Here is a 21,401-nt window from a genome sequence, read left to right as displayed (position 1 = left end):
AGCAGCGTGGACGCTGCACCCAATGCGCTTGCGCGGGTGCTTCGTCTGACTGACTTGTAAGTTCAAGCGGGTCACCCAATCGGGTGGCCCGCTTTGCTTTGGGGGGGTGCGTGCGGCGTGTTATGCCGTTCCGGGATGTGACGAAAATGGCACAAACCGACTCAGGGCCCGCTATCCGGGCAAAATCAAATCGCCCCTCTGGTTCGTTGCATTTCTTGTATCCTGAGCGTATATTTAAGCTTACGACAAATTCACACGTTCCCGCAAATCGGCCCCAACTTTGCTGTTAAACAGGAGTTTAGGGTTGGGCTGATGGTTGATAAGCAACGGAAAGGACCAGACAGGCAATGAAACGATGGACACAATATGTGCTGGCGCTTGCCCTCGTATTGATTACCCAGCAGGCGATGGCGCAGTTTAATGCGATTTTAATTCACGCGGAACCATCCGCTGCACTGACCACCACGTGTGGCGGTGCGACACCGATTCCCGATGGTACAATTGTCAAGATATTCTGGGACACGGACTCAGACGGTCCGGACAACGAAGATCCACAGCCGATCCTTTGCACGAACCCGCCAGATTGCAACGATCCATTCAATTCGGTCAACTTCATTGAATTCGAAATGAACGGTGTATTTCAGGGGCTTGGGGCCGGTTTCTTTTTGACGGACCCTGCATTTTCATGCACGGGTACGATTCCGACGCCGAATCGGTACTATCTTCGAATTTACGAGCCAGATAATACGACCGTATTGTGGACGAGCACGATTTTTTCGGTCGTAGTGGGTCTGCAGGAGATCTATTTTACGGATTTGGATTGGACATGTGGTTCGGTCGGTCCGCAGTGTACGGTCATCGACGAATCGGAATAAGTGACCCGGCAAAGTTGGAACTTAGACAAGCGCAGGTGCGTAAGAGTAGTATTGTGCGCCGCGCTTGTAATTTTTCGCGCCATTTTAGTTTAGAACAAATAGACAAATCAACCAAACCATGCGCAAACTGAGTGTATTGCTGACCGTGTTGACAGCGGCTGTGTTTGGCTTCGGGTGGGTGCTGACGGGTTGTTCGTCGGCTCCGGCTCAAGGCAAACTGCAGATCATGTACAGCGGGAATATCAGGGGCAACGTCGCCCCTTGCGGGTGAAAGCAGAAAAAAGGTGGAGTGGCCCGGTGGGCTGCTTTTGTGCAAAGACATCAAGATCCGACGGCCAATTGGCTGACCGTTGACGCAGGTAACTTCGTGGACCGTGCAGGCGCCAAGGGCGGTTGCTCGGACAAGTGCCAGTTTTTGGTGAACAGTTACTCCGATCTGCATTACGACGTTTTGAACATCGCCCGTCAGGAAGTATCAATGGGCTATGAGACGCTTGTAGCTCTGCGCGACACGTCGAAGAAGACGTCGTATGTATCGGCGAATCTGATAGACGCGAAGACGAAGAAGCTGATATTCGATCCGTATGTCATCAAAGATTATGGCAACATGCGGGTTGGAGTGATGGGCTTGCTTCGTGACGCGGATTTTCCGGCGACGTCTTCGGTTGTAGACACGAACGTGATGCGCGTGACATCAACGAAAGACGCGGCGGCGAAGTATTTGCCGGAAGTGATGCGGAAGTCAGACGCGGTGATATTGCTGTGCGAATTGCCGACGGACGATTTGGATTCGCTGGTGAAGGAGTATCCTGACATTGATGTAATCATTTCGACTGGGGCATTGCGCAGCGGCGAAACGACGACGATGCTGGGGAAGAAGACGCGCTTGCTGGGCACGGGCTCATCGGGCTATAACGGACATTACGCGACATTGGAATTCAAGCCGGAGTGGGGTGACTCGCTCGGTTTTGCGGATTTCAAAGACGCGCTGCTAGAGCAATACGACGTGACGGGACCGTGGACAGAGAAACTTGCGGCATTTGAGCAGAAGACCGGCACGGGTCAACCTGCGAACACGGGTGTAAAGATGGCACCGGGACAAAATCCGTCCTCGCTTCCCATCAACACTCAGCCGAAGAAGACATCGACTCAGCCCGGGCACGAAGGACACGACCACGGATAAGCAGAACGCACATTAGCATGAGAGCGGCTGTGATGCCGCTCTCTTTGTTTGAGTCAGCCACTAATATCGCACTGGTGATGAGATTTAATCGACAGAGATGCCGCCGAGGATCGGTCGGCGTGACCGGAATGTTACTGTTGGCGGCGAGTGTCCTGGTGTTCTCACAGCTCATGCTTGCAGCGAAGCAGGGGTCGAAGAACGCGGAGGCGCGAGTCATCTATTCAGGGCAATTCAAGGGTCACGTCGAGCCGTGCGGGTGAGGCTCGCGTAAAGGCGGGTTGGCCCGGCGGGCTACCTTTTTACACAAGAGCCGGACAGACAGTATCGCGACAGCGCTGGTGGATGCCGGGAATATCGTGACGATGGCCAATGACGCAGAGGCCGCGCAACGGAGAGACATTTTGCTCGATTTTTACCGGCAGGAGCATTACGATGCGATTACGCTGGGCGAGCAGGATTTGAATACTCCTATCAGCACGTGGATTGCGGCACGGGACAACGGCGTTCCCATAATCGCTGCGAACCTGTTTCACGGAAAACGTTCAAAGAAGCCGTTGTTCGAACCGTACAAGTGGTTCGAGCGCAATGGAGTCCGGATGGCGATCGTCGGGTTGATCCCTGAGCGGGCGATGCGGTTGTGCCCGGATACGGCAGATGTCAAGGTCACTTCGCCGTACGAGCAGCAGAAGCTGATGAAGAAGTTAAAGAAGCGGACTGACCATATTACGATTATAGGGGATTTCACGAAGGAGGAAGCGGCATCGCTGGCGATGGCGTATCCTTATGTGGATCTGATCGTGACGTCGAGCCCACTGGTTTTCAAGCAGGAGACCTACGGGACGACGGTACTTGCCGCGTGCGGAGGCAAGGGGTACTATGGGGACTACATGCAGATGCCGGTTGAGAGTCATGATTCGACGAGTGTTCGCGCAGTCCGGGAAACCTTGGACGTGAAGATAGCGGCGGATACGACGTATGAGCAGAAAATCGCGGCATCTAAGATTAAGCCCCGGAAATAGCAGATGTTGAAAAGAGGAAACCACTTGATGCTGGCAAAACGAAACATGGTGTTGCGATTCGCATGGTTTGCGCTGTTAATGGCGCTGATTTCGACGCAGGCGATGGCAAGAGAAACGATGAAGGGCCGTGAAATCTATGTGGACACGGAGGAGACGCCGACTCGGGACGTTGAGATGGGGAATCCGTTTAATATGCTTGTTTTGATGTACTCGGAAAGGCCAGTTTTGAACAGCAAAGATGCTCCGCATTCGCATGGTGCCTTGATTCAATTGATTATGGACGGCGGGAACGGGGTGCAGGATCCGCCAAATCCGGATGGCAGTCCTGGAGGAGACGACTCATTGGCACTTGGAAACTTCAATATTCTATATCTTGGCGGGCTGGAATATCCGCCGACGATGGAGGGGAATACGGGTCAGTTTGTCTCCGCAAAGTTCTTTATTCCATTCGTTGACGACAGGGTATATTATTTGCGATTGTGGGAAGGTGGTGACCCATCCAAGGCACCGTTCTATCAGGACACACGTGAATATGTTTCGACAATTGGTGATCAAGGCGGCGGACTCGTACGGTTATCGTCCCGGAATTACTCCGGCCCACAGGAGCTCAACTGGTCGTTTGGCAAATCGAAGCCACGGCCAAAAAAGTAGCTCGGAGGGTCAGTTTTGTGGTTGTAATGGAAGGGTTTGCGCACCCCGAACAGGTGTGCAGGCCTTTGTTTTTTGGCTGACAGGGGGCAATGAAAGATGAAGGCGTGGGGGGTATTATTCATGGGCATTTGGCCGGGGATTGTCTTCGGCCAATGGGTGCAGGTAGGATTCACGGATATTCGCAGCGATGCGCCGGGAAGTGTCATCGTGTCAAATGAGTCGGGTTCGTGGGAACGCGAACTGAAACTGCGCAGCCGCTATGATATTCGCCGGGAATGTATCGTCTCAGATCCGCTCGTCTTGCCCCGGCACGCTTCGGAGGGGACATTCTCCATTCGCTGGGAGCAGGGGGGGCTGGCCTTTTCCTATGAATTTAAGCCTGTGGTTGGAAAGCCAATGCAGATATTGCTGGACGACCGGAAGCCGTCCGGACCAGAAAAGGCAACGACTCAGTCAAGCGAGTTTGAATTGTCACTCGCGCCCAATCCCTTCAATCCCTTATCAACTCTTTCGATGAATCTGCCGGAGGCCGCACACCTTCGGCTTGAAGTTTTTGATATCCTTGGCCGTTCCGTACACTTGCTGGCGGACGGTCAACTGCCGCCGGGAACGCATCAATGGCGGCTCGACGGTTCCAGTTGGTCCAGTGGGACCTATTTCCTCTCTTATCGCCTCTCTCCCGGCCAGTCCGGTGTTCGCCGGCTGGTTCTGCTGAAGTAAGCTCCAGTTCTCTCCTACTTTTTTTCTTGCGACTTCGGAGTAAGCTCCGTAGATTACAGCACTATGCCTGTCCTTGTCGGGATCGCGGGCGCCTCTGCCAGCGGCAAGAGTACGTTAGCACACGGCCTCGTCCACGCACTTGGACCTGACCGGGTGCTATGGGTGCTACAGGATAGCTACTACCGTGAACTTCACGGCATGAGTCTCGAGCAACGCGCACTGCACAACTTTGACCACCCGGATGCATTCGAAACGCCGTTGCTGTGCCGTCATCTTGACCGGTTGTTGGCCGGAGAGTCTGTGGTGGTACCGGAATATGACTACACGACGCATTTGCGCAAACACACCGGGACAAGGGTGCACGCGGCGGACGTCATTCTGTTGGACGGAATTCTGGTGCTGCACGAACCGGAACTGCGTTCGCGCATGAACTTAAAAGTATATTTGGATTCTCTGCCCAAGATATGTCTGAAGCGGAGAATAGAACGAGACACGACGTTCCGCGCGCGGACAGAAGAGGAAGTCATTCGTCAATTCACGACTCAGGTTGAGCCGATGTATTGGGAATTCGTCGAGCCTTCGAAGCAGTTTGCGGATATTGTGATTGAAGAGGGGACGGAGATTCATGCGGCGGTAAAGAGAGTGGCGGAGAGAATAGCAAATCTTCTTGAAAGAAAGATCTCAGTTTAAATGCACCACTTCCCTCATAATACAGGCTGGATAGAAGTGATTTGCGGACCGATGTTCTCGGGGAAGACCGAGGAGTTGATCCGCAGATTGGTGCGCGCGCAGATTGCGAAATTGCGGGTAGAGATATTCAAGCCGCAGATTGACAACCGATATGCCAAGGATGAGATAGTAAGTCACTCGCGGCTGACGATTCCCTCGAAACTTGTGACCTCGCCTTGGGAGATTTTTGAGCTTGCGCAGCATGCCGATGTGATTGGCATTGACGAAGCGCAATTCCTGGGGAGAGACTTAATTGAAGTGGTGCAAAAGCTTGCCGATCAGGGGAAGCGGGTGATCTGTGCCGGACTGGATACGGACTATCGCGGCGAGCCGTTTGATCCGATTCCGCAGCTTTTGGCGATTGCCGAATACATTGACAAAACGCTGGCGATTTGCGTGTGCTGCGGCAATCCGGCCAAGCATACGCAGCGCGTAATAGCCTCGAATGAGCGTGTGCTTGTTGGCGCAACTGAAGCGTACGAAGCACGCTGCCGTAAATGCTTTGTTCCTCCCGATCCTGTGCATGAAGAAGCCGCGCAGGAGCAACTCCCTCTCTCCACACCTCAAGGGTAACACTTGGAACGACTACAATCCCTGATCGCGATACCGATTTTACTCGGTATTGCCTATGCTCTGTCTGCAGACCGGAAAAACTTCCCGTGGCGCGTTGTGCTTTGGGGTACCGGTTTACAGCTTTTGTTTGCTGTTCTAATCCTCTGGACTCCGTGGGGCCGCGACTTGTTCGCCTCGCTGGGTGAGCTGGTGACAAAGTTCCTGAGCTTCGCAACGGAAGGCGCGGCTTTTCTGTTCGGCAATATGGTCAAGCAGGAGTATCAGGAGACCTTTGGATTTCAATTCGCTTTTGCGATCCTGCCGACCATTATTTTCTTCGGCGCATTCATGGGAGTGATGTATTACTTCGGAGTTGTGCAAAAGATAGTGAAGGGATTGGCGTGGGTGATGACCAAGACGATGGGCACTTCGGGGGCTGAATCGCTTTCCGCAGCGGGGAACATCTTTTTGGGTCAGACGGAAGCGCCGCTTCTTGTGCGTCCGTTTTTGAAAACGCTGACACGCAGTGAACTAAATGCTATCATGGTCGGCGGCTTCGCAACCGTTGCCGGCGGCGTGATGGCGGGGTATATTTTGCTCGGCGTACCTGCGAAACACTTGCTGGCCGCGTCCGTCATGGCGGCTCCCGGCGCGCTCATTTTCTCCAAAATATTCCTGCCCGAGCGCGAAAAACCGGAAACCGCAGGGAAGCTGCATATGCCTGAAATGCCGAAGCAGGCGAATGTCATCGATGCCGCGGCAACAGGTGCACGAGACGGATTGGGACTTGCAGTCAACGTGGGCGCGATGCTGCTTGCATTCATCGCTCTCATCGCGGTTGTCAACGCCTTCCTGGCCTGGACTTCGGGACTGCTTGGCGGAGTCGGAATTGGCTGGTTTCCCGAAAGTCTGCGTGAGATTTTCTCGTATCTATTGTGGCCGATCGGATTCATACTTGGAGTTCCGATATCCGAGTGCAAGGATTTCGCGTATCTTGTGGGAACGAAAATCTCGATCAACGAGTTTGTGGCGTACGTGGAGATGTCGAATCTGATGAAGGAAGGCGTATTGTCGCCGCGGACGATTATGCTTGCCTCGTATGCGTTGTGTGGTTTCGCCAACTTCTCTTCGATAGGGATTCAAATTGGAGGAATCGGAAGTCTCGCTCCCGAGCGGCGGACGGATTTGGCGCAACTTGGCCTGAAGGCGATGATTGCCGGTGCAATGGTAAGTTTGCAGACGGCGGCAATAGCGGGCGTGCTGTCAGCAGAGTAGAAAGAAAAAAGTCCGCGAGCTACGCGGACTTTTTTGGCAGCACGGGATTCCGTCAAGAGGGTTGGACGGCGAGAATGTGTTTAGCGCGGACGATAGCTTCATCGAATGTCGGGAGAATATTGTCCTCTCCGAATTGTTGAATCAAGTCGGCTCGCTCCAAGACATCGCGCGGCTGTTTGTTGATGCCGGAAATCAGCATGACGCTTCCTTCCTTCCGGCAAGCGTGAAAGACCTCAACAAGCGCCTGCATGCCGGAGCTGTCCATCACGGGGACTTTGCGCATGCGGATGATTCTGACTTTTGGAGCGCGGGAGACGATGTGCATCGCTTCTTTGAATTTGTAGACCGCACCGAAGAAGAACGGCCCATTGATTTCATAGACCTGCACGCCGTTGGGAATGGCGCTTCGGTCGAGCACATCCTGCTCTTCGGCAGGGCTCGGGTCGCGCATTTCGCTGGAGAAAATCTCGATTTCCGTTGCACTGGACATGCGCTTCATGAATAGGAACACGGCCATGACCATACCGACTTCAATGGCGACGGTCAAGTCGAGCACGACGGTCAGTGCAAGTGTTGTAAGAAGCACGGCAACATCGCTCTTTGGTCCGCGCAGCATAGCAACGAAAGAGTGCCATTCGAACATGTTATAGGCGACGACGACCAGAATGGCAGCCAGTGCCGCGAGCGGAATCATCTGAGCGAAAGAACCGAAGACCAGCATCAACGACAGCAGCGTGACCGCATGCACAAGGCCGGCAACGGGAGAGCGGCCGCCGTTCCTGACATTAGTGGCCGTTCTGGCTATGGCACCGGTGACAGGCAGACCGCCAAAGACGGAGCTGCCGATATTTGCGACGCCCTGCGCGACAAGTTCCATGTTCGATCGATGTCTTCCGCCGACCATACCGTCCGCGACAACGGCGGAGAGCAGCGACTCAATGGCCACAAGGACGGCAATCGTAATGGCGGGTGAAACAAGGTGCCTGATTTCCGCGAAGGTCAAGTCGGGCACTTGCGGCATGGGAAGCATGGATGGAATCTCACCAAAGCGGGAACCGATCGTCTCGACATTGAGATTCAGGAAGTGCACCAATCCCGTCGTAACGACCAGAACGACTATGGAACCTGGAATCACATGTGAAAAGCGCGGCCAGATCATCAGGAAGAACACGCTGCCCGCACCGATTAACAACGCCGTTGGATTGATTGAACCGGACGCGAGCCACAGGAAGTAGATTTTCTCGAAGAAGTTCGCGGTTTGACCTTCGAGTTTCATGCCGAAGATATCAGCGATCTGCGAAACGAAGATGATCATGGCAATTCCGCTGGTAAAACCCGTAACGACGGGAAGCGGAATGAATTTGATCACGCTGCCGAGTTTGAATCTGCCGAAGACAATAAGCAGAATGCCGGCGAGAAATGTCGAGACAATCAGTCCGTCAAGGCCGTATTCTGCGATGATACCGAAGACGATAACAACAAACGCCCCTGCAGGGCCGCCGATTTGAACACGGCTGCCTCCAAGGAGGGAAACCAGAAAACCGCCGACGACACCAGCGATGAGTCCGCGTTCGGGCGACACGCCTGAGGCGATGGCAAAGGCGATGCAAAGCGGCAGGGCGACAATTCCGACGATTACACCGGCGATGAGGTCGCGGGAGAATTGCCGCCGATCATAGGATTCGAGCGTAGTCCAGAGCTTTGGGCGTAACATAAGCAATCAATATATGCGAAGACAGAGAATTTTGCAAGTTTTTTCCCTTGGCTTTGTAAGTCTATTACTGCTGTTGTCCGCGTGCCGTCACTCGTCACCGGACACGATTCTGCCGTTTCGCGAAACAACGGTTCAGAAGACCGATATCGAGGTGAAGGACGGTGACACGTTTACATGGCGCGGGCAAAAAGTGCGAATGCTGGGAATAGACTGCGCGGAGAAAGATTCACCGTTTCACAACGGCAATCAGGAGCCGTGGGGTTCGCGCGCAGAGGAATATCTTCGGCAGCAGATAGAAAAGGCTAACAAACTGTCGGTAATTCGCATTGAACAACCGGATCGGTACGGGAGATGGCTGGGCTATCTGCTTGCGGACGGAGAGAACGTCAATGCACGGATTATTCGGGCTGGATTGGCATATGAAACCGTATCACATTACGGTAAGCAAGGACTTGACCGTTACGCGGAAGAGTGTCTGGAAGCAGCACGAACTTCGCCCAAGCCCGAGTTTGAATCACCGCACGATTTCAGAAAACGCAATCGGAAAGAATAGTATGACAGCTCGACAGCACGCACGTGTTCGAGTATCTGAGCATGAGGCGGACATTTCAGCGCTTGCCAGCTATCTGCCGGGCACCGCAGATGTGGCCATCATTCTGGGTTCAGGCTTAGGTGCATACGCGGACACTTTGACAGATGCTAAGGGAATCAGCACGGATGACATTCCAGGGTATCCGGTGTCAACGGTGGCGGGACACGCGGGCAGAATTGTCGCGGGCAAGGCTGGCAGTACACGCGTGTTAGCGTTCAAGGGCAGAATACATATGTACGAGGGCTACTCGCCGGAACAGGTTGCGATACCGGTCCGGCTTGCGCACGCCGCAGGAGCAAAAACGCTGATTGTAACTAACGCTTCGGGCGGAGTCAGCAAGAGATTCTGCGCAGGGGATTTGATGTTGATTGATGACCATATCAATCTGCAGTTCCGTAATCCGCTTCGAGGACCTGTTTCAAATGGAGAGGCGCGCTGGCCGGACATGTGCAGGTGCTACGATCCGGAATTGAAAGAGTTGGCTGAACATGTCGCATTGGAACAGAAAATAGAGCTAAAGCGTGGAACATTAGCCGCTCTGCTAGGTCCGACATATGAAACGCCGGCAGAAGTGAAAATGCTTGCGACTCTTGGCGCTGATGGTGTCTGCATGTCAACGGTGCCCGAAGTCATCACGGCGGCGGCGCTTGGGCTGCGGGTATTGGGAATTTCCTGTGTAACGAATGCCGCATCGGGAATCGGAGAAGACAAGCTCTCTCACGATGAAGTGCAGAAAGTGGCGAACGACTCGGCGCGCAAATTCACGCAATTAATAACCGGTATATTAACCAGATTAAGTTAAACTGTCTTGCATCTCATCTTAATACTGATATTGCTGGGGTCATTTCAAACGGCCGGAGCTCAAACACAATATGCTCCTGGCGACTGGGTATCGTGGCGTGATTTCCGCGGCGCACGCGCATTGGACGCAAGCATGCACGAAGTCTTTGTGGCAACCGCCGGCGGCGTTCTGGTTTATGACATTTCACGCAGTCGTTGGGAAGACCCGGCGGTCATGGGATACGGCGCGTTTGAATCCGTTCCCATAGATGACGCGCTGCTCGTGCTTTATGACGAGCGCACGAACTACCTTTGGGTAACCACTCGGGACAGATTGCTGCGATGGAACCGCGGTCTGGACAGATGGGAGATTGTCCGGGAACACGTATGGCCAGTTGGCGAGCGTCCCGTTAATATTGGCGTAAGCGAGCAATCGCTGCATGTGGAGACCATTCCCGAGCAGGTATTCGGCGAGCTGCATGTGCCGGGCACACCGATTCCCGATCCGGTATGGTTACGTTATGTAAGAAGGTACAGCGGCGACAGGAGCAGCGGGAATCTGTTCAGCGATTTTGGCGCTCCATTCGGGGACACGTTGCGGATACGCTGGCGGGGACTGCGATCCAAAGTACCGATTAAGGACAGTGAACTTGTTTCGGGAGTCCTGGGACAACTGCCCGCAGGATTGCCTATGATTTTGCCGCCCCGGCCCTACATTTGGTATCCCGACGGGACACTGGCGGACGAAAAGAACCGCACGTATCCGATTACGGATTGGCTGATTGACAGTTGGGACGTGTTTTGGAGTACGCATTGGGGTGCCGGCATAATGCGCACTGAATTGCGGGGGCTTCGAAGCGAATTGACCCTTGGCGGCCCGGCGGGGAATGACATTCGAGCCTTATTGCCGCTTGACCGCGAGCTTTGGCTGGGTGGATACAATGACGGTGATTTCATGGGAATTTCCGTTGTGGAGAATTTCGGTGAGCAGTGGCGCACCATCGAGAAGCGGCACCATTCGCAGATTCGCTCAACGATGGTTGAGGACATGGTCTTTCTTAACGACCGTGTTTGGATTGCGACTCATGACGGACTACTCTCTTATGCAGTGAAGAAGCGAAACTGGAAGCGATACGATGTGCAGGACAATTTGCAGTCTCAGCATGTAACGGCGCTGGCGGTGGCTGGCGACAACCTGTGGATAGGCTCGGACGACGGTCTGGCGGTCATGAACACAAAGTCCAATACGATAGTGCGCATTCCTAATTCAGCATTCGAACTTTCCAAAGTGAACGAAATGCTTATTACAGACGGAATCGTTTGGGTCGGGACTGACATCGGGCTTTACAAGGTTGACGAGCAATCGCACGAATCGGCGGCGGTGATGCTGGAAGGCGGTGTGGTGACAGGTCCAATCACGGAACTGTCCTCGTTTGGTTCAGACCTCTGGATAGCGGCAACGAACTGTGTGGCGAGACTCAGTGCCGACGGCGAGACCAAGACATGGCAGGCAGCGACCTGGTTGAAGATGACAACACCACTTTGTATTATGGCGTCGGATCCTTATGTTTGGGTTGGCACGGACGGCGGGCTGTTTCGGTTTGAACCTGAACGAGAAGCATGGGAGCATTATACAAGGCGGGACGGGCTTGTTGATGACCGTGTGCAGGTCTTACGGGTGGATCGTGGTGATTTGTGGATTGGAACCGCCGGCGGACTTTCGCGGTATTATTATAGCAGACCCGGAAAACCGCGATAAGAATCGGCGAACAAGTTACGGAGAGAAAACTGTGTTTGGACCAGTACGCGAAGGTATATTCTATTTTAGTCGTAAAGACTTTGAACTTGGCCAGGCCGTGAAGGTGTGGTATCTTGGGGAAGGCATTAAACGAGGGTGGCAGGTAACTCCATTGCGAGACGGCCGTCCCTCCGGTCTGACCTATCCTCTTAGTCCTGACATTTGGGATTACCTGTACAGCGAAGAGGAAATGAACGCCGGTGCATTTCGCAGTGCCCGGGAACATTCCCGGGAGCATATGGGGTATACCAAGTAGATCCATTTGGGGGAATCGGGGACAGTCAAACAGATAGTTGGATATGAACAGCTATTCAAATAAGATTCAACTGAAGATTCGTCCTTGTCCTCTTCATTGGACCGGAACATAGCAACTGGACAACCTGCCAACATGACAATTCGGGCAGGATTAAAGGTATATGCCCGGTCTTCGGAGGAATCTGAAGGCCGGGCTTTTGTCTCCAAGTTATGTTAAATCTGAACTTGCGCACTATTGGGGCATTTTTCGTGGCGAGTGTGGATAACTTTCAAGTCCGTGAGAAGTGGCTAAACTGACCTTTCTGTGAATTTAAGCCGGGCTGCGCAACGTGTTGCGGCCTCTTTGAGATAAAGTTGCATAGTTGTTTGAAATATCCAAGAGCGGCAAAGTATTTGCTGATTAATCAACGACCGGACTGTATCCCGGTGATGTTGCACGGTCAAAACACGTGGACCGGTGAAGTACAGGCGCTTGCAAAAACAACCCAGCTTGACTAAATTGCAGGTGTATTGCTGAATTACGGCCACTGGCCGAGATAGAGAGGACTTATGCAGAACAAATTCTCCCTGCGCGTTCAACAAGTGATCCAGTATTCCCGGGAGGAAGCACTCCGTTTGGGCCATGACTTCATTGGCACTGAACACCTGCTGTTGGGCATTATTCGTTTAGGGGACGGATTGGCCGTTCAAATACTTCACAATCTCGGTTGTGATTTGGACGAGCTGCGCGAGTCGGTCGAAGAGATGGTTGACACGACGCGTGGCACGATGAAGATCGGCAATATCCCCTTTACCAAGCGTGCGGAAAAAGTCCTCAAGCTGTCCTACATTGAGGGCAAGAGCTACTCGTCGGACATTATCGGGACTGAGCACTTGCTCCTCGCGTTGCTGAAAGAAGAGGACTCCATGGCGGCTCAGGTGCTGCATGGTTTCAATGTGACATATGAGAACGTGAAAGGTGAATTGGACAACGTGCTGCGCGGCAGCGGTCAGCCCGCTCCGGCCACTCCGCAAGAGAAGACCAAGACACCGAATCTCGATCATTTCTCTCGTGACCTGACGAAGCTGGCTCGTGAGAACAAGCTTGATCCGATTATTGGGCGCGACATGGAAATCGAGCGCGTCGCACAGATACTATCGCGCCGCAAGAAGAATAATCCGGTTCTGATCGGAGAGCCGGGCGTGGGCAAAACGGCGATTGCCGAGGGGCTTGCCTTGCGGATCGTGCAGCAAAAGGTCTCGCCGATTCTATATGGAAAGCGCGTCGTCGCACTGGATTTAGGCTCGATCGTTGCCGGCACAAAGTACCGTGGACAATTTGAAGAGCGCATTAAGTCCATTATGCAGGAGATCGAGAAAACTCCTGAGATTATTCTTTTCATCGATGAGCTTCACACGATCGTCGGTGCAGGAAGCGCATCAGGATCGCTCGACGCATCGAATATGTTCAAGCCCGCTTTGGCACGCGGCGAACTGCAGTGTATCGGAGCGACGACATTGAACGAGTATCGTCAGTCGATTGAGAAAGATGGCGCACTTGAACGTCGCTTCCAGAAGGTGATGGTTGATCCGCCTTCCGTCGAGGACTCAATCCAGATATTGATGGGACTGCGGGACAAGTACGAAGAGCACCACGGTGTCAAGTTCACGGATGAGGCGATTGATTCGGCCGTAAGACTGGCCGACCGCTATATCACGGACCGTTTCCTCCCTGACAAAGCGATAGACGTGATTGACGAGACCGGTTCTTCGGTTCGCATTTCGCACATAGTCATCCCGGACAAAATCCTCGAAATCGAGAAGCAAATTGACGCTGTCAAGCAGGAAAAGGAAGATCTTGTCAAACGGCAGGAGTATGAAAAAGCCGCCATGCTTCGCGACAAGAAGGTGAAGCTGGAGACGATGCTTCGCGAAGAGAAGGAGCGCTGGGAGCGCAGCGAAGCGAGGCCGACGCTTGTGGTGACGCCTGAGGAGATTGCGGCAACTGTGGCGCGAATGACAGGAATTCCTGTGACACGAGTGGCCTCGGGTGAGGGCGAGAGGCTACTGAAGATTTCTGAGACGCTGTCGAAGAAGATCGTCGGTCAAAAGGAAGCTCTGGAGATAATCGCCAAGGCACTGCGCCGTGCACGAAGCGGTCTTAAGAGTCCGACCCGTCCGATCGGCAGTTTCCTTTTCCTTGGAACACCGGGAATCGGTAAGACTGAGCTTGCTCATGCTTTGGCAGAGTATCTGTTCAATGACCCTGAAGCGCTGATTCGCATCGATATGAGCGAATACAGCGAGAAGTTCAACGTGTCCCGTTTGATTGGCGCGCCTCCGGGGTATGTGGGCTACGATGAAGGCGGTCAGTTGACGGAAAAGGTCCGGCGCAAACCATACAGCGTTGTGCTGCTTGATGAAGTTGAAAAGGCTCATCCGGAAGTGTTCAACGTGCTGCTGCAAGTGCTTGACCATGGAGAGTTGACCGACGGCACAGGTCAGAAGGTGGACTTTAAGAACACGATTCTGATATTAACGTCGAACCTTGGCACACGCGAGGCGGCCAAATCCATGGAATTCGGTTTTGGCGGCGGACAGCAAGAGTCCCACGAGAAGATGTCAGGCAAGATGATGGACGAAGTGCGGCGCATGTTCCGGCCCGAGTTTCTGAATCGCTTGGATGAAATCGTGGTCTTTAACATGCTGACGAAGGAAGCAATAGAGCTGATTCTGAACAAGTATATCGATGACATCAACAAGCGGCTCGAAGACCGGGTGCTGACGGTTCAGCTTACGGCGAAGGCGCGCGACTATCTGGTGGACAAAGGATTCAAACCGGAGATTGGTGCGCGATTGATGCGTCGCACAGTCGAGAAGTATGTTGAAGATCCGCTCGCAGAAGAAATTCTTCGTGACCGTTTCCACGAAGGCTCGACAATTCAAGTGACTTTGAAAGGTGATGAGCTTGCCTTCCGTGAGTTCAAAGAAAAGATTGCGGAAGAATCCACCGACGGCGAATAAGCTATTACACTGTTTTTGTTAGATTCCTGATAGGGCAACTAAATGGTTGCCCTATTTTTTGTCTCAGTTGGTAGTTTCAGATTTCCTCTTACGGAGTTCAAACAACTCTCTGCATTAAATTGAGGAGAAACTCGGAAGTGCATAAATATTAATGTTGTGACAGGCTTTAGAGTGCAACATTTAACGCTCTAAATTGTACAATTGTTGAAAGAAAATTCTCTTCCTATGAGTTGACTCGTATTGACATTTTGACACCTCCCCGATAAATTAATACAGGTTTTGGCCAAACCGTTATTCATTTATGGTGCTCTAAGTAAACAGAAAGGAAACGGGAATGAGACTCGGATTTCGTAACTTCAATAGGGGGGGTATTTAGCTCTTCTCCTGGCAATTAGTCTGACGTTTATTAGTACTGCGGACTCATGGGAAATCGTTCAAGTCTATACAGCTCCGGGGAATAATGAAGTATCAGTGCCAGTCGCATACACAGGCACACATTACACCTACGTAGTAGGAACCGGAAACTGTGCCGGAGCCGGACATTTTGAGGATCGTTATGGCCATTGGTCCGCACCAGTAGCAATCTACTCCAATTTTGGAGAGCAATCTGACTGCGGTTCTGCAACATTAGTCTTGAACGAAGGATACGCCTTCGTCAGTCATTGTTATGTTGTGCCAGCAGGTGGAACTGTAAAGGTCGTGGCTTATGACAAGACTAGCTCCTATTTTCAACAGGCATTGTGCGGGCAAGTACAGGAGCAGTAGCGGCCTCAGCAAAAGCGAGTCATCAAATGTGTATCACACTTTGGGCACTGCTTGTGCTTTTCTGCAATTGCGCTCGCGCGAATGTTCTGGAAATCTTCCCGGGGCAATCAATCACAGAGGCGGTGCAGATGGTTTCTCAGGGCGACACAGTTCTCTTAACACCAGGCGAGTATCGTGAATTCGTCAGAGTTCGAGAATTCGGCGTCACAATTTGCAGCAATTTCTTATTCAGCGGGGATACCTCCGACATCCGTTCAACGGTGATTATTGCAGACACCTTGGATATCGACAGCGCGAGTTGTCTGTTTATCTATCTGCCAAACGAACAAGATAGTGTTGTATTAGTAGGCTTGTCCTTTGCAAATGGTCGTGGCACACGATGGATCTCCGATGAAGTAGTCTCAAGCGCCGGCGGTGGTGTGTTCGCGTATCGTAGCCGAGTTAGAGTGTCTCACTGCTTGTTTTCGGAATGCAGTGCAGGAGCAGGAGGTGGTATGGCGGTGATTCACGAAGAACCTGATGTCGGAGGCGTATTTGGAGTATTGCGTGACTGTATATTCTGGAACTGCCAAAGCGCAGGCCCGCAGGGCGGCGGAGGGATGTATGCGCTTTCAATCCCCATCATTCTGGAGCGTACTGTCTTTGAAGCATGTTCTTCAATGTCGATTGGAGGGTATTTTTCGTTTGGCGCGCAAACGGCCATGACAGCTTGTACTTTGCGGAACTGCGGTTCAATTATCGGCGCGGCGCAAATAGGTAGCATTGATGAGAGCGTTGTGAGCGAGTGCGTGTTCGACAGCAACGGCATTCCCGGTCAGGGTGGTTTTCGCGGAGCGTGCCATTTGAGAACAGGTGGTGATGTAAGAGTCCGGCACAATATCTTCAGGAACAACACCACAAGCGATATTGCCCTGACGATGTTTGACTTTGATCGTTTCGGCGTACCGTTTTTGGAAGGTAATGTCTTTGAGTCCCATACAATGGGTCCGAGATCGGGGGCTTTCTATTTCTGGGATTGCGAAGGCGATATTTCGTACAACGTGTTCAGAAACTGTTCTTCTGAATATGGCGCGTCGCTTGTGCCGGGTGGTCGAGGAATAGTCAGAATTCATCACAACATCTTCGCCGGGAATTCCCAGGGTCAGAACGGGTTCGGATCAGTTATAAACTACATTAATGCGGGAAGTATTCCCGCACGTTGTGATTCCAACATATTTGAGGGAAATGTTGGGCCGGTAATCTCTTATGACGAAAATTCTCCTCATCCACAGTCAATATTCGCGCAAAGCAATTGGTGGGGAGATTCTTCAGGCCCCTACCATCCGACACGGAACCCGAATGGACAAGGCGACACATTGCTTTCTGACATAATTGTATTTGATCCTTGGCTTACTGTACGACCTGACACATCTCAATCAATATCCGTCCCCGATAACGACAACTTGGCTTCACTCTCAACGTGGGAGCTGCTGCCAATTTATCCGAATCCGTTTAACAACAGATTCACGGTCAGTATCGCAGGCTTCACACGGGAAGACTTTGAGATATCAATGTTTGATCTATTGGGCCGTAAAGTCTCCGATTTGTACAAGGGAAGGCTCAGCACGCAATCCTTTATGGTGAGCGTGCCCGAATCTCTTGGAAGCGGAGTCTATTTCATCCTGGCGAAAGACAAGCTTCAAACATGTTCAAAAAAGGTCTTGTTTCTGAAATGAAAGTAGACTTGTCAGTCATGTAAGGCGGCCAATTGGCCGCCTTCTTGTTTTTTGCACAATGTGAAAAGCAGCCGCTGGAGGTTAGGCACAGAAGTTTCGGGACAATGTCACAGAAGAAGATGGTCTAAGCAACTTCGACATGTTAAGAAACACAGTATTGTAGACTTGAATAGTCAACTATTCCCCTATTCTTGATTGACCATTGTCATTGACAATAAGATAACAGTGCTCTAAGTTGTTATAGTTTTTTGAAATGACTTATGATACGTTATTGGTGCGAATAATGAAAACAAAATTAGTGACTTTTATCTGTGCCGCACTCTCATCAGCGGCATGGGCTGTTCCCACGACTCTTAACGACTTCTTCCTGCCCGGTTCACAACCGAATCAGTCAGGGAACTTCCGGCCGCCTTCACAGTGCGACAACTGCCATTCAGGCTATGGACTGAACATTGAGCAGCACTTCAATTGGAGCGGGAGTATGATGGCTCAAGCGGCACGCGATCCGCTCTACTTTGCGACTGTAGATATCGCCAACCAAGATGCACCAAATTCCGGTGATTTGTGCATTCGCTGTCATTCACCAGTGGGCTGGCTCAGTGGTCGTTCCACACCGACCGACGGTTCGGGATTGACTGGAATTGACTTTGACGGAGTTCAATGCCACTTCTGTCATAAGTCACTGAAACCGTCGCCGCTTGGAGTCAATCCGTATCCTGCCGACCCGACCTACACCGCGACGACCTACGGACCCGATCAAACCTATCTTGGCACCCTGGCACAAATCCCTCCAGCTTCGGCGAACGGCATGTTCGTCGTAAGCAACGTGGATCAGCGGCGAGGTCCAATTGCCAATGCATCCTCACCACATGATTTCCTGTATTCACCTTTTCATTTGAAATCGGATATCTGCGGAACATGTCATGATGTGAGTAATCCGGTATTTACAAAGAACGCATTCGGTCAGTATGTGCCGAATTCCTTCAACGCACCTGCTCCGAGTTCTGACCTGCGCACGATGTTCCCCGTAGAGAGAACATTCAGTGAATGGTATGTCAGTGATTACAATTCCGCACAGGGTGTGTTCCAGCCGGAATTTGGCACGGATAACGGCTATGTATCAAGCTGTCAGGATTGCCACATGCCCAAGTATGATGGTCAGGCCTGCACTCAAGGCGGAACCCGTCAGAATCTTGGAGTGCATGACTTGACCGGAGGGAATACGATAGTTGGACGATGGGTGCGTGCATTGTATCCCGGAGATGTTAATTCAGCGGCGATTGACTCTGCAACTTTGCGTGCCCGCAGAACTTTACAAAAGGCGGCAACGCTGGAAATTGATGCGGAATTCACCGGCAGCACCGTTCTCGCGCACGTCACCGTGACAAATCAGACCGGGCACAAGCTTCCATCCGGCTATCCGGAGGGTAGAAGGATTTGGATTAACTTGCGCGCCTTCAACGCGTCGGGACAGCTCATCTTTGAAAGTTGCGCCTACGACAACGCAACCGGTGTGCTGGCACATGACGGGCAGGCAAAAGTCTATGAAGTACATCCCGGAATCTCGCCTGGACTAGCAGAAGTTGTCGGACAACCTGCCGGGCCGTCCTTTCACTTTGTATTGAACGACACGGTGTACATGGACAATCGCATTCCACCCCGCGGCGCGACAAATTCCGAACTTTCCGCAGTTCAATCCCCAGTTGTTGATTATATTTATGCGGACGGACAATACTGGGACATTACGGATTACGAATTACCATTTGAGACGGACAGCATTGTTGCAAGCCTGTATTACCAAACGACCAGCAAAGAGTATATCGAATTTCTCCGTGACAACAATGTCACCAGCAATCGTGGAAATACGCTTTACGCACTGTGGGACTCGACAGGAAAGAGTTCACCTGAATTACTTGAGCGGGAGTACTTTCGAGTCATTCACCCGGTTGCGCCGATTGACGACTTGACTATTGTGTGGGACCACCAAACGGCGGATTCCATCTACTTTGTTCTTAACTGGTCGCCGCAGCCGATGGTCGAAGGATATGAGGTCTTGCGGATGCTTTCACCGGAAGATACTGTCGGAACTGTTCTCGCGACAGTTTTGAGTCCTCCTTTTGTGTTAGTTCACACCACTTCGACAACGGAGTTACAATACTTCCGTGTCAGGCCGATTGACTGAGGAAGAAACGCAGCAAGATTCGAGAGGCGGTCAGAAGTGACCGCCTCTTTGCTTTTTGCCTGTGGAACCAGAACTTGAGCATTCGAGTTTACCAAGCGGAAACAGTGGATTTATAAATCTCGAATTTGTATGATGTTATAAATTGAATGTTTTCATCAAGTTTAAGTAGATATTTCAGGAACAGAAACATTTTTTGAATCCCTGTCGTGTACCAAAGTAGAACAAAACAGGGAATTGAGGATACCATGACTTTGCCAGCACAGCAACTGCCGTATTCAAGTTTGACAAACGCCGCCCGCGTCCTTCAGTGGCCGTGTGATTCAATCTACTACCCTTTGAAAGTAGTTGCCGAAGCAAGCTTGCCGACCAGGTTTGGAGATTTCAAGATCGCAGCTTTTTCGCCTACTCCGGACGGCAAGGAGCATATTGCCATGATACGTGGAGACGTGCGCGGCAAGGTGAACATTCCCTTGCGCGTTCACTCCGAGTGCCTGACGGGTGATGTGATGGGCTCTTACCGTTGTGACTGCCGGGATCAACTCGAAGCAGCCCTGAAACACATGTCCGAGCAGGAGTGTGGTATTGTCCTCTATCTTCGACAAGAAGGACGCGGAATTGGGCTGGCCAATAAGCTGCGTGCGTATGTTCTGCAAGAGCAGGGGCTCGACACGGTGGATGCAAACCATGCTTTGGGATTTGAGGACGATGAACGTGACTATCGGGTCGCGGCGGAGATGCTTCGAGCACTGGGCGTCACAAGTGTTCGGTTGTTGTCCAATAACCCCAAAAAAGTCATCGGCTTAGAGCAGTACGGGATAGAAGTCACTGAACGCGTTCGACATCAATTGCCGACAAACTCGCATAATCACTTCTATTTGGAGACCAAAGCGAGAAAGTCCGGTCATCTGCTTGAATTGTAAAAGTTTGCGGGATGAGGGGGGACAAAATAGCAGGCAAAGCCTGCTATTCTTTTGTGACTTGAGTCACGCAAGTGGTCACATAGGTCAAGTGTAGGAGAAAATTGGACAGGATTCACGCAAAGTCTTTATTTTTCTCGTCATCCCTTGACATGACACGGAATGTGACGTATATTTCCGAAAGCCCATCCATGCAGTTTAGATTGTGCGGGCGAAGTTTGGAGCAAATCTGGCCTTGTCGTGACGTTTTGGTTCGCCCCCCTCGTTTCGATAGTTGGGATGCAGGTGTTCTGGCTTCAATTGGCTGGGGATTACTGGTAAGCAAGTTGTCAAGGGGCGGTCGAGAGGGAGCGTCGGACATGGCCAAAAGGCTATACGTAGGGAATCTTCCGTTTAGCGCCACGGAAGAATCGGTTCGTGAGGCGTTTGGAGCCCACGGTGAAGTTCTGAATGTCGCAATGATTATGGACAGGGACACAGGTCGGCCGCGCGGGTTTGGCTTTGTTGAGATGGATGATGCCGGCGCAGATGCTGCGATTGCCGCGATGAACGGAGCGACATTAGGCGGCAGAACTCTGAGGGTGAACGAGGCGCAACCGCGCCCTGAGGGGAACTTCAGGGAGCGCCGTCCGCGCCGCGAGAGCCCCGAACAGCAGTAACCGGGGAACGGAATTGG

20 protein-coding genes and 1 pseudogene are annotated in these 21,401 nt (G+C 52.1%); 20 read left to right on the top strand and 1 reads right to left on the bottom strand.

Annotation, left to right across the window (positions count from 1 at the left end; all coding sequences use genetic code 11):
• Nucleotides 1-347 precede the first annotated feature (347 nt).
• The 10 genes and pseudogenes from HUU59_09030 to HUU59_08985 all read left to right on the top strand — a co-directional run bounded on the left by HUU59_09030 (nucleotide 348) and on the right by HUU59_08985 (nucleotide 7,004).
• Nucleotides 348-875 carry a hypothetical protein gene (locus tag HUU59_09030; protein NUO19575.1) on the top strand — a complete coding sequence of 176 codons (528 nt, stop codon included), beginning with the start codon at nucleotides 348-350 and terminating at the stop codon, nucleotides 873-875.
• A 118-nt stretch (nucleotides 876-993) separates the two neighbouring features.
• Entirely contained in the window at nucleotides 994-1,146 is a 153-nt protein-coding gene (locus tag HUU59_09025; GenBank protein ID NUO19574.1) for a hypothetical protein, read from the top strand.
• 39 nt (nucleotides 1,147-1,185) lie between these two features.
• Nucleotides 1,186-2,058, top strand: a complete 873-nt coding sequence (locus HUU59_09020; protein NUO19573.1) for a hypothetical protein — start codon at nucleotides 1,186-1,188, stop codon at nucleotides 2,056-2,058.
• Between the two features lie 17 nt (nucleotides 2,059-2,075).
• A complete protein-coding gene (locus tag HUU59_09015; protein NUO19572.1) occupies nucleotides 2,076-2,318 on the top strand; it encodes a hypothetical protein in 243 nt (80 codons plus the stop codon).
• 18 nt (nucleotides 2,319-2,336) lie between these two features.
• Complete coding sequence (locus HUU59_09010; GenBank protein ID NUO19571.1) at nucleotides 2,337-3,077, top strand: hypothetical protein; 741 nt, start codon at nucleotides 2,337-2,339, stop codon at nucleotides 3,075-3,077.
• Nucleotides 3,078-3,104: 27 nt separating this feature from the next.
• Nucleotides 3,105-3,728: a hypothetical protein gene (locus HUU59_09005; GenBank protein NUO19570.1), complete on the top strand. Its 624-nt coding sequence runs from the start codon at nucleotides 3,105-3,107 to the stop codon at nucleotides 3,726-3,728.
• Between the two features lie 120 nt (nucleotides 3,729-3,848).
• On the top strand, nucleotides 3,849-4,448 hold the full coding sequence (locus tag HUU59_09000) for a T9SS type A sorting domain-containing protein (protein NUO19569.1): 600 nt from the start codon (nucleotides 3,849-3,851) through the stop codon (nucleotides 4,446-4,448).
• A 60-nt stretch (nucleotides 4,449-4,508) separates the two neighbouring features.
• Nucleotides 4,509-5,138: pseudogene (udk, locus tag HUU59_08995) on the top strand (uridine kinase).
• Nucleotides 5,139-5,750 carry a thymidine kinase gene (locus HUU59_08990; protein ID NUO19568.1) on the top strand — a complete coding sequence of 204 codons (612 nt, stop codon included), beginning with the start codon at nucleotides 5,139-5,141 and terminating at the stop codon, nucleotides 5,748-5,750.
• Nucleotides 5,751-5,753: 3 nt separating this feature from the next.
• Entirely contained in the window at nucleotides 5,754-7,004 is a 1,251-nt protein-coding gene (locus tag HUU59_08985) for a NupC/NupG family nucleoside CNT transporter (protein NUO19567.1), read from the top strand.
• Nucleotides 7,005-7,056: 52 nt separating this feature from the next.
• On the opposite strand, the gene HUU59_08980 is transcribed toward HUU59_08985, so the two are convergent.
• Entirely contained in the window at nucleotides 7,057-8,718 is a 1,662-nt protein-coding gene (locus HUU59_08980) for an STAS domain-containing protein (protein ID NUO19566.1), read from the bottom strand.
• Nucleotides 8,719-8,731: 13 nt separating this feature from the next.
• Here HUU59_08980 and HUU59_08975 point away from each other — a divergent pair, with 13 nt between their 5' ends.
• The 10 genes from HUU59_08975 to HUU59_08930 all read left to right on the top strand — a co-directional run bounded on the left by HUU59_08975 (nucleotide 8,732) and on the right by HUU59_08930 (nucleotide 21,384).
• Complete coding sequence (locus HUU59_08975; protein NUO19565.1) at nucleotides 8,732-9,271, top strand: thermonuclease family protein; 540 nt, start codon at nucleotides 8,732-8,734, stop codon at nucleotides 9,269-9,271.
• A gap of 1 nt (nucleotide 9,272) precedes the next feature.
• Nucleotides 9,273-10,112, top strand: coding sequence for a purine-nucleoside phosphorylase (locus HUU59_08970; protein ID NUO19564.1), 840 nt, complete (start codon nucleotides 9,273-9,275; stop codon nucleotides 10,110-10,112).
• Nucleotides 10,113-10,118: 6 nt separating this feature from the next.
• A complete protein-coding gene (locus tag HUU59_08965; protein ID NUO19563.1) occupies nucleotides 10,119-11,849 on the top strand; it encodes a hypothetical protein in 1,731 nt (576 codons plus the stop codon).
• 31 nt (nucleotides 11,850-11,880) lie between these two features.
• Nucleotides 11,881-12,144, top strand: a complete 264-nt coding sequence (locus HUU59_08960; GenBank protein NUO19562.1) for a hypothetical protein — start codon at nucleotides 11,881-11,883, stop codon at nucleotides 12,142-12,144.
• Nucleotides 12,145-12,692: 548 nt separating this feature from the next.
• Nucleotides 12,693-15,146: an ATP-dependent Clp protease ATP-binding subunit gene (locus HUU59_08955; protein ID NUO19561.1), complete on the top strand. Its 2,454-nt coding sequence runs from the start codon at nucleotides 12,693-12,695 to the stop codon at nucleotides 15,144-15,146.
• A 471-nt stretch (nucleotides 15,147-15,617) separates the two neighbouring features.
• The gene (locus tag HUU59_08950; GenBank protein NUO19560.1) at nucleotides 15,618-15,911 is read left to right on the top strand and encodes a hypothetical protein; all 294 of its coding nucleotides are present in this window, start codon (nucleotides 15,618-15,620) and stop codon (nucleotides 15,909-15,911) included.
• A gap of 26 nt (nucleotides 15,912-15,937) precedes the next feature.
• The gene (locus HUU59_08945) at nucleotides 15,938-17,626 is read left to right on the top strand and encodes a T9SS type A sorting domain-containing protein (GenBank protein ID NUO19559.1); all 1,689 of its coding nucleotides are present in this window, start codon (nucleotides 15,938-15,940) and stop codon (nucleotides 17,624-17,626) included.
• 283 nt (nucleotides 17,627-17,909) lie between these two features.
• Entirely contained in the window at nucleotides 17,910-19,808 is a 1,899-nt protein-coding gene (locus HUU59_08940) for a hypothetical protein (protein ID NUO19558.1), read from the top strand.
• A 245-nt stretch (nucleotides 19,809-20,053) separates the two neighbouring features.
• Nucleotides 20,054-20,728, top strand: a complete 675-nt coding sequence (gene ribA, locus HUU59_08935) for a GTP cyclohydrolase II (protein ID NUO19557.1) — start codon at nucleotides 20,054-20,056, stop codon at nucleotides 20,726-20,728.
• A gap of 356 nt (nucleotides 20,729-21,084) precedes the next feature.
• A complete protein-coding gene (locus HUU59_08930; GenBank protein ID NUO19556.1) occupies nucleotides 21,085-21,384 on the top strand; it encodes an RNA-binding protein in 300 nt (99 codons plus the stop codon).
• Nucleotides 21,385-21,401 lie beyond the last annotated feature (17 nt).

This window comes from bacterium (assembly GCA_013360195.1).
Taxonomy (GTDB): domain Bacteria; phylum Electryoneota; class RPQS01; order RPQS01; family RPQS01; genus JABWCQ01.
The sequence above is the reverse complement of the archived record's forward strand: the minus strand, read 5'-3'. Positions and strand labels throughout refer to the sequence as shown.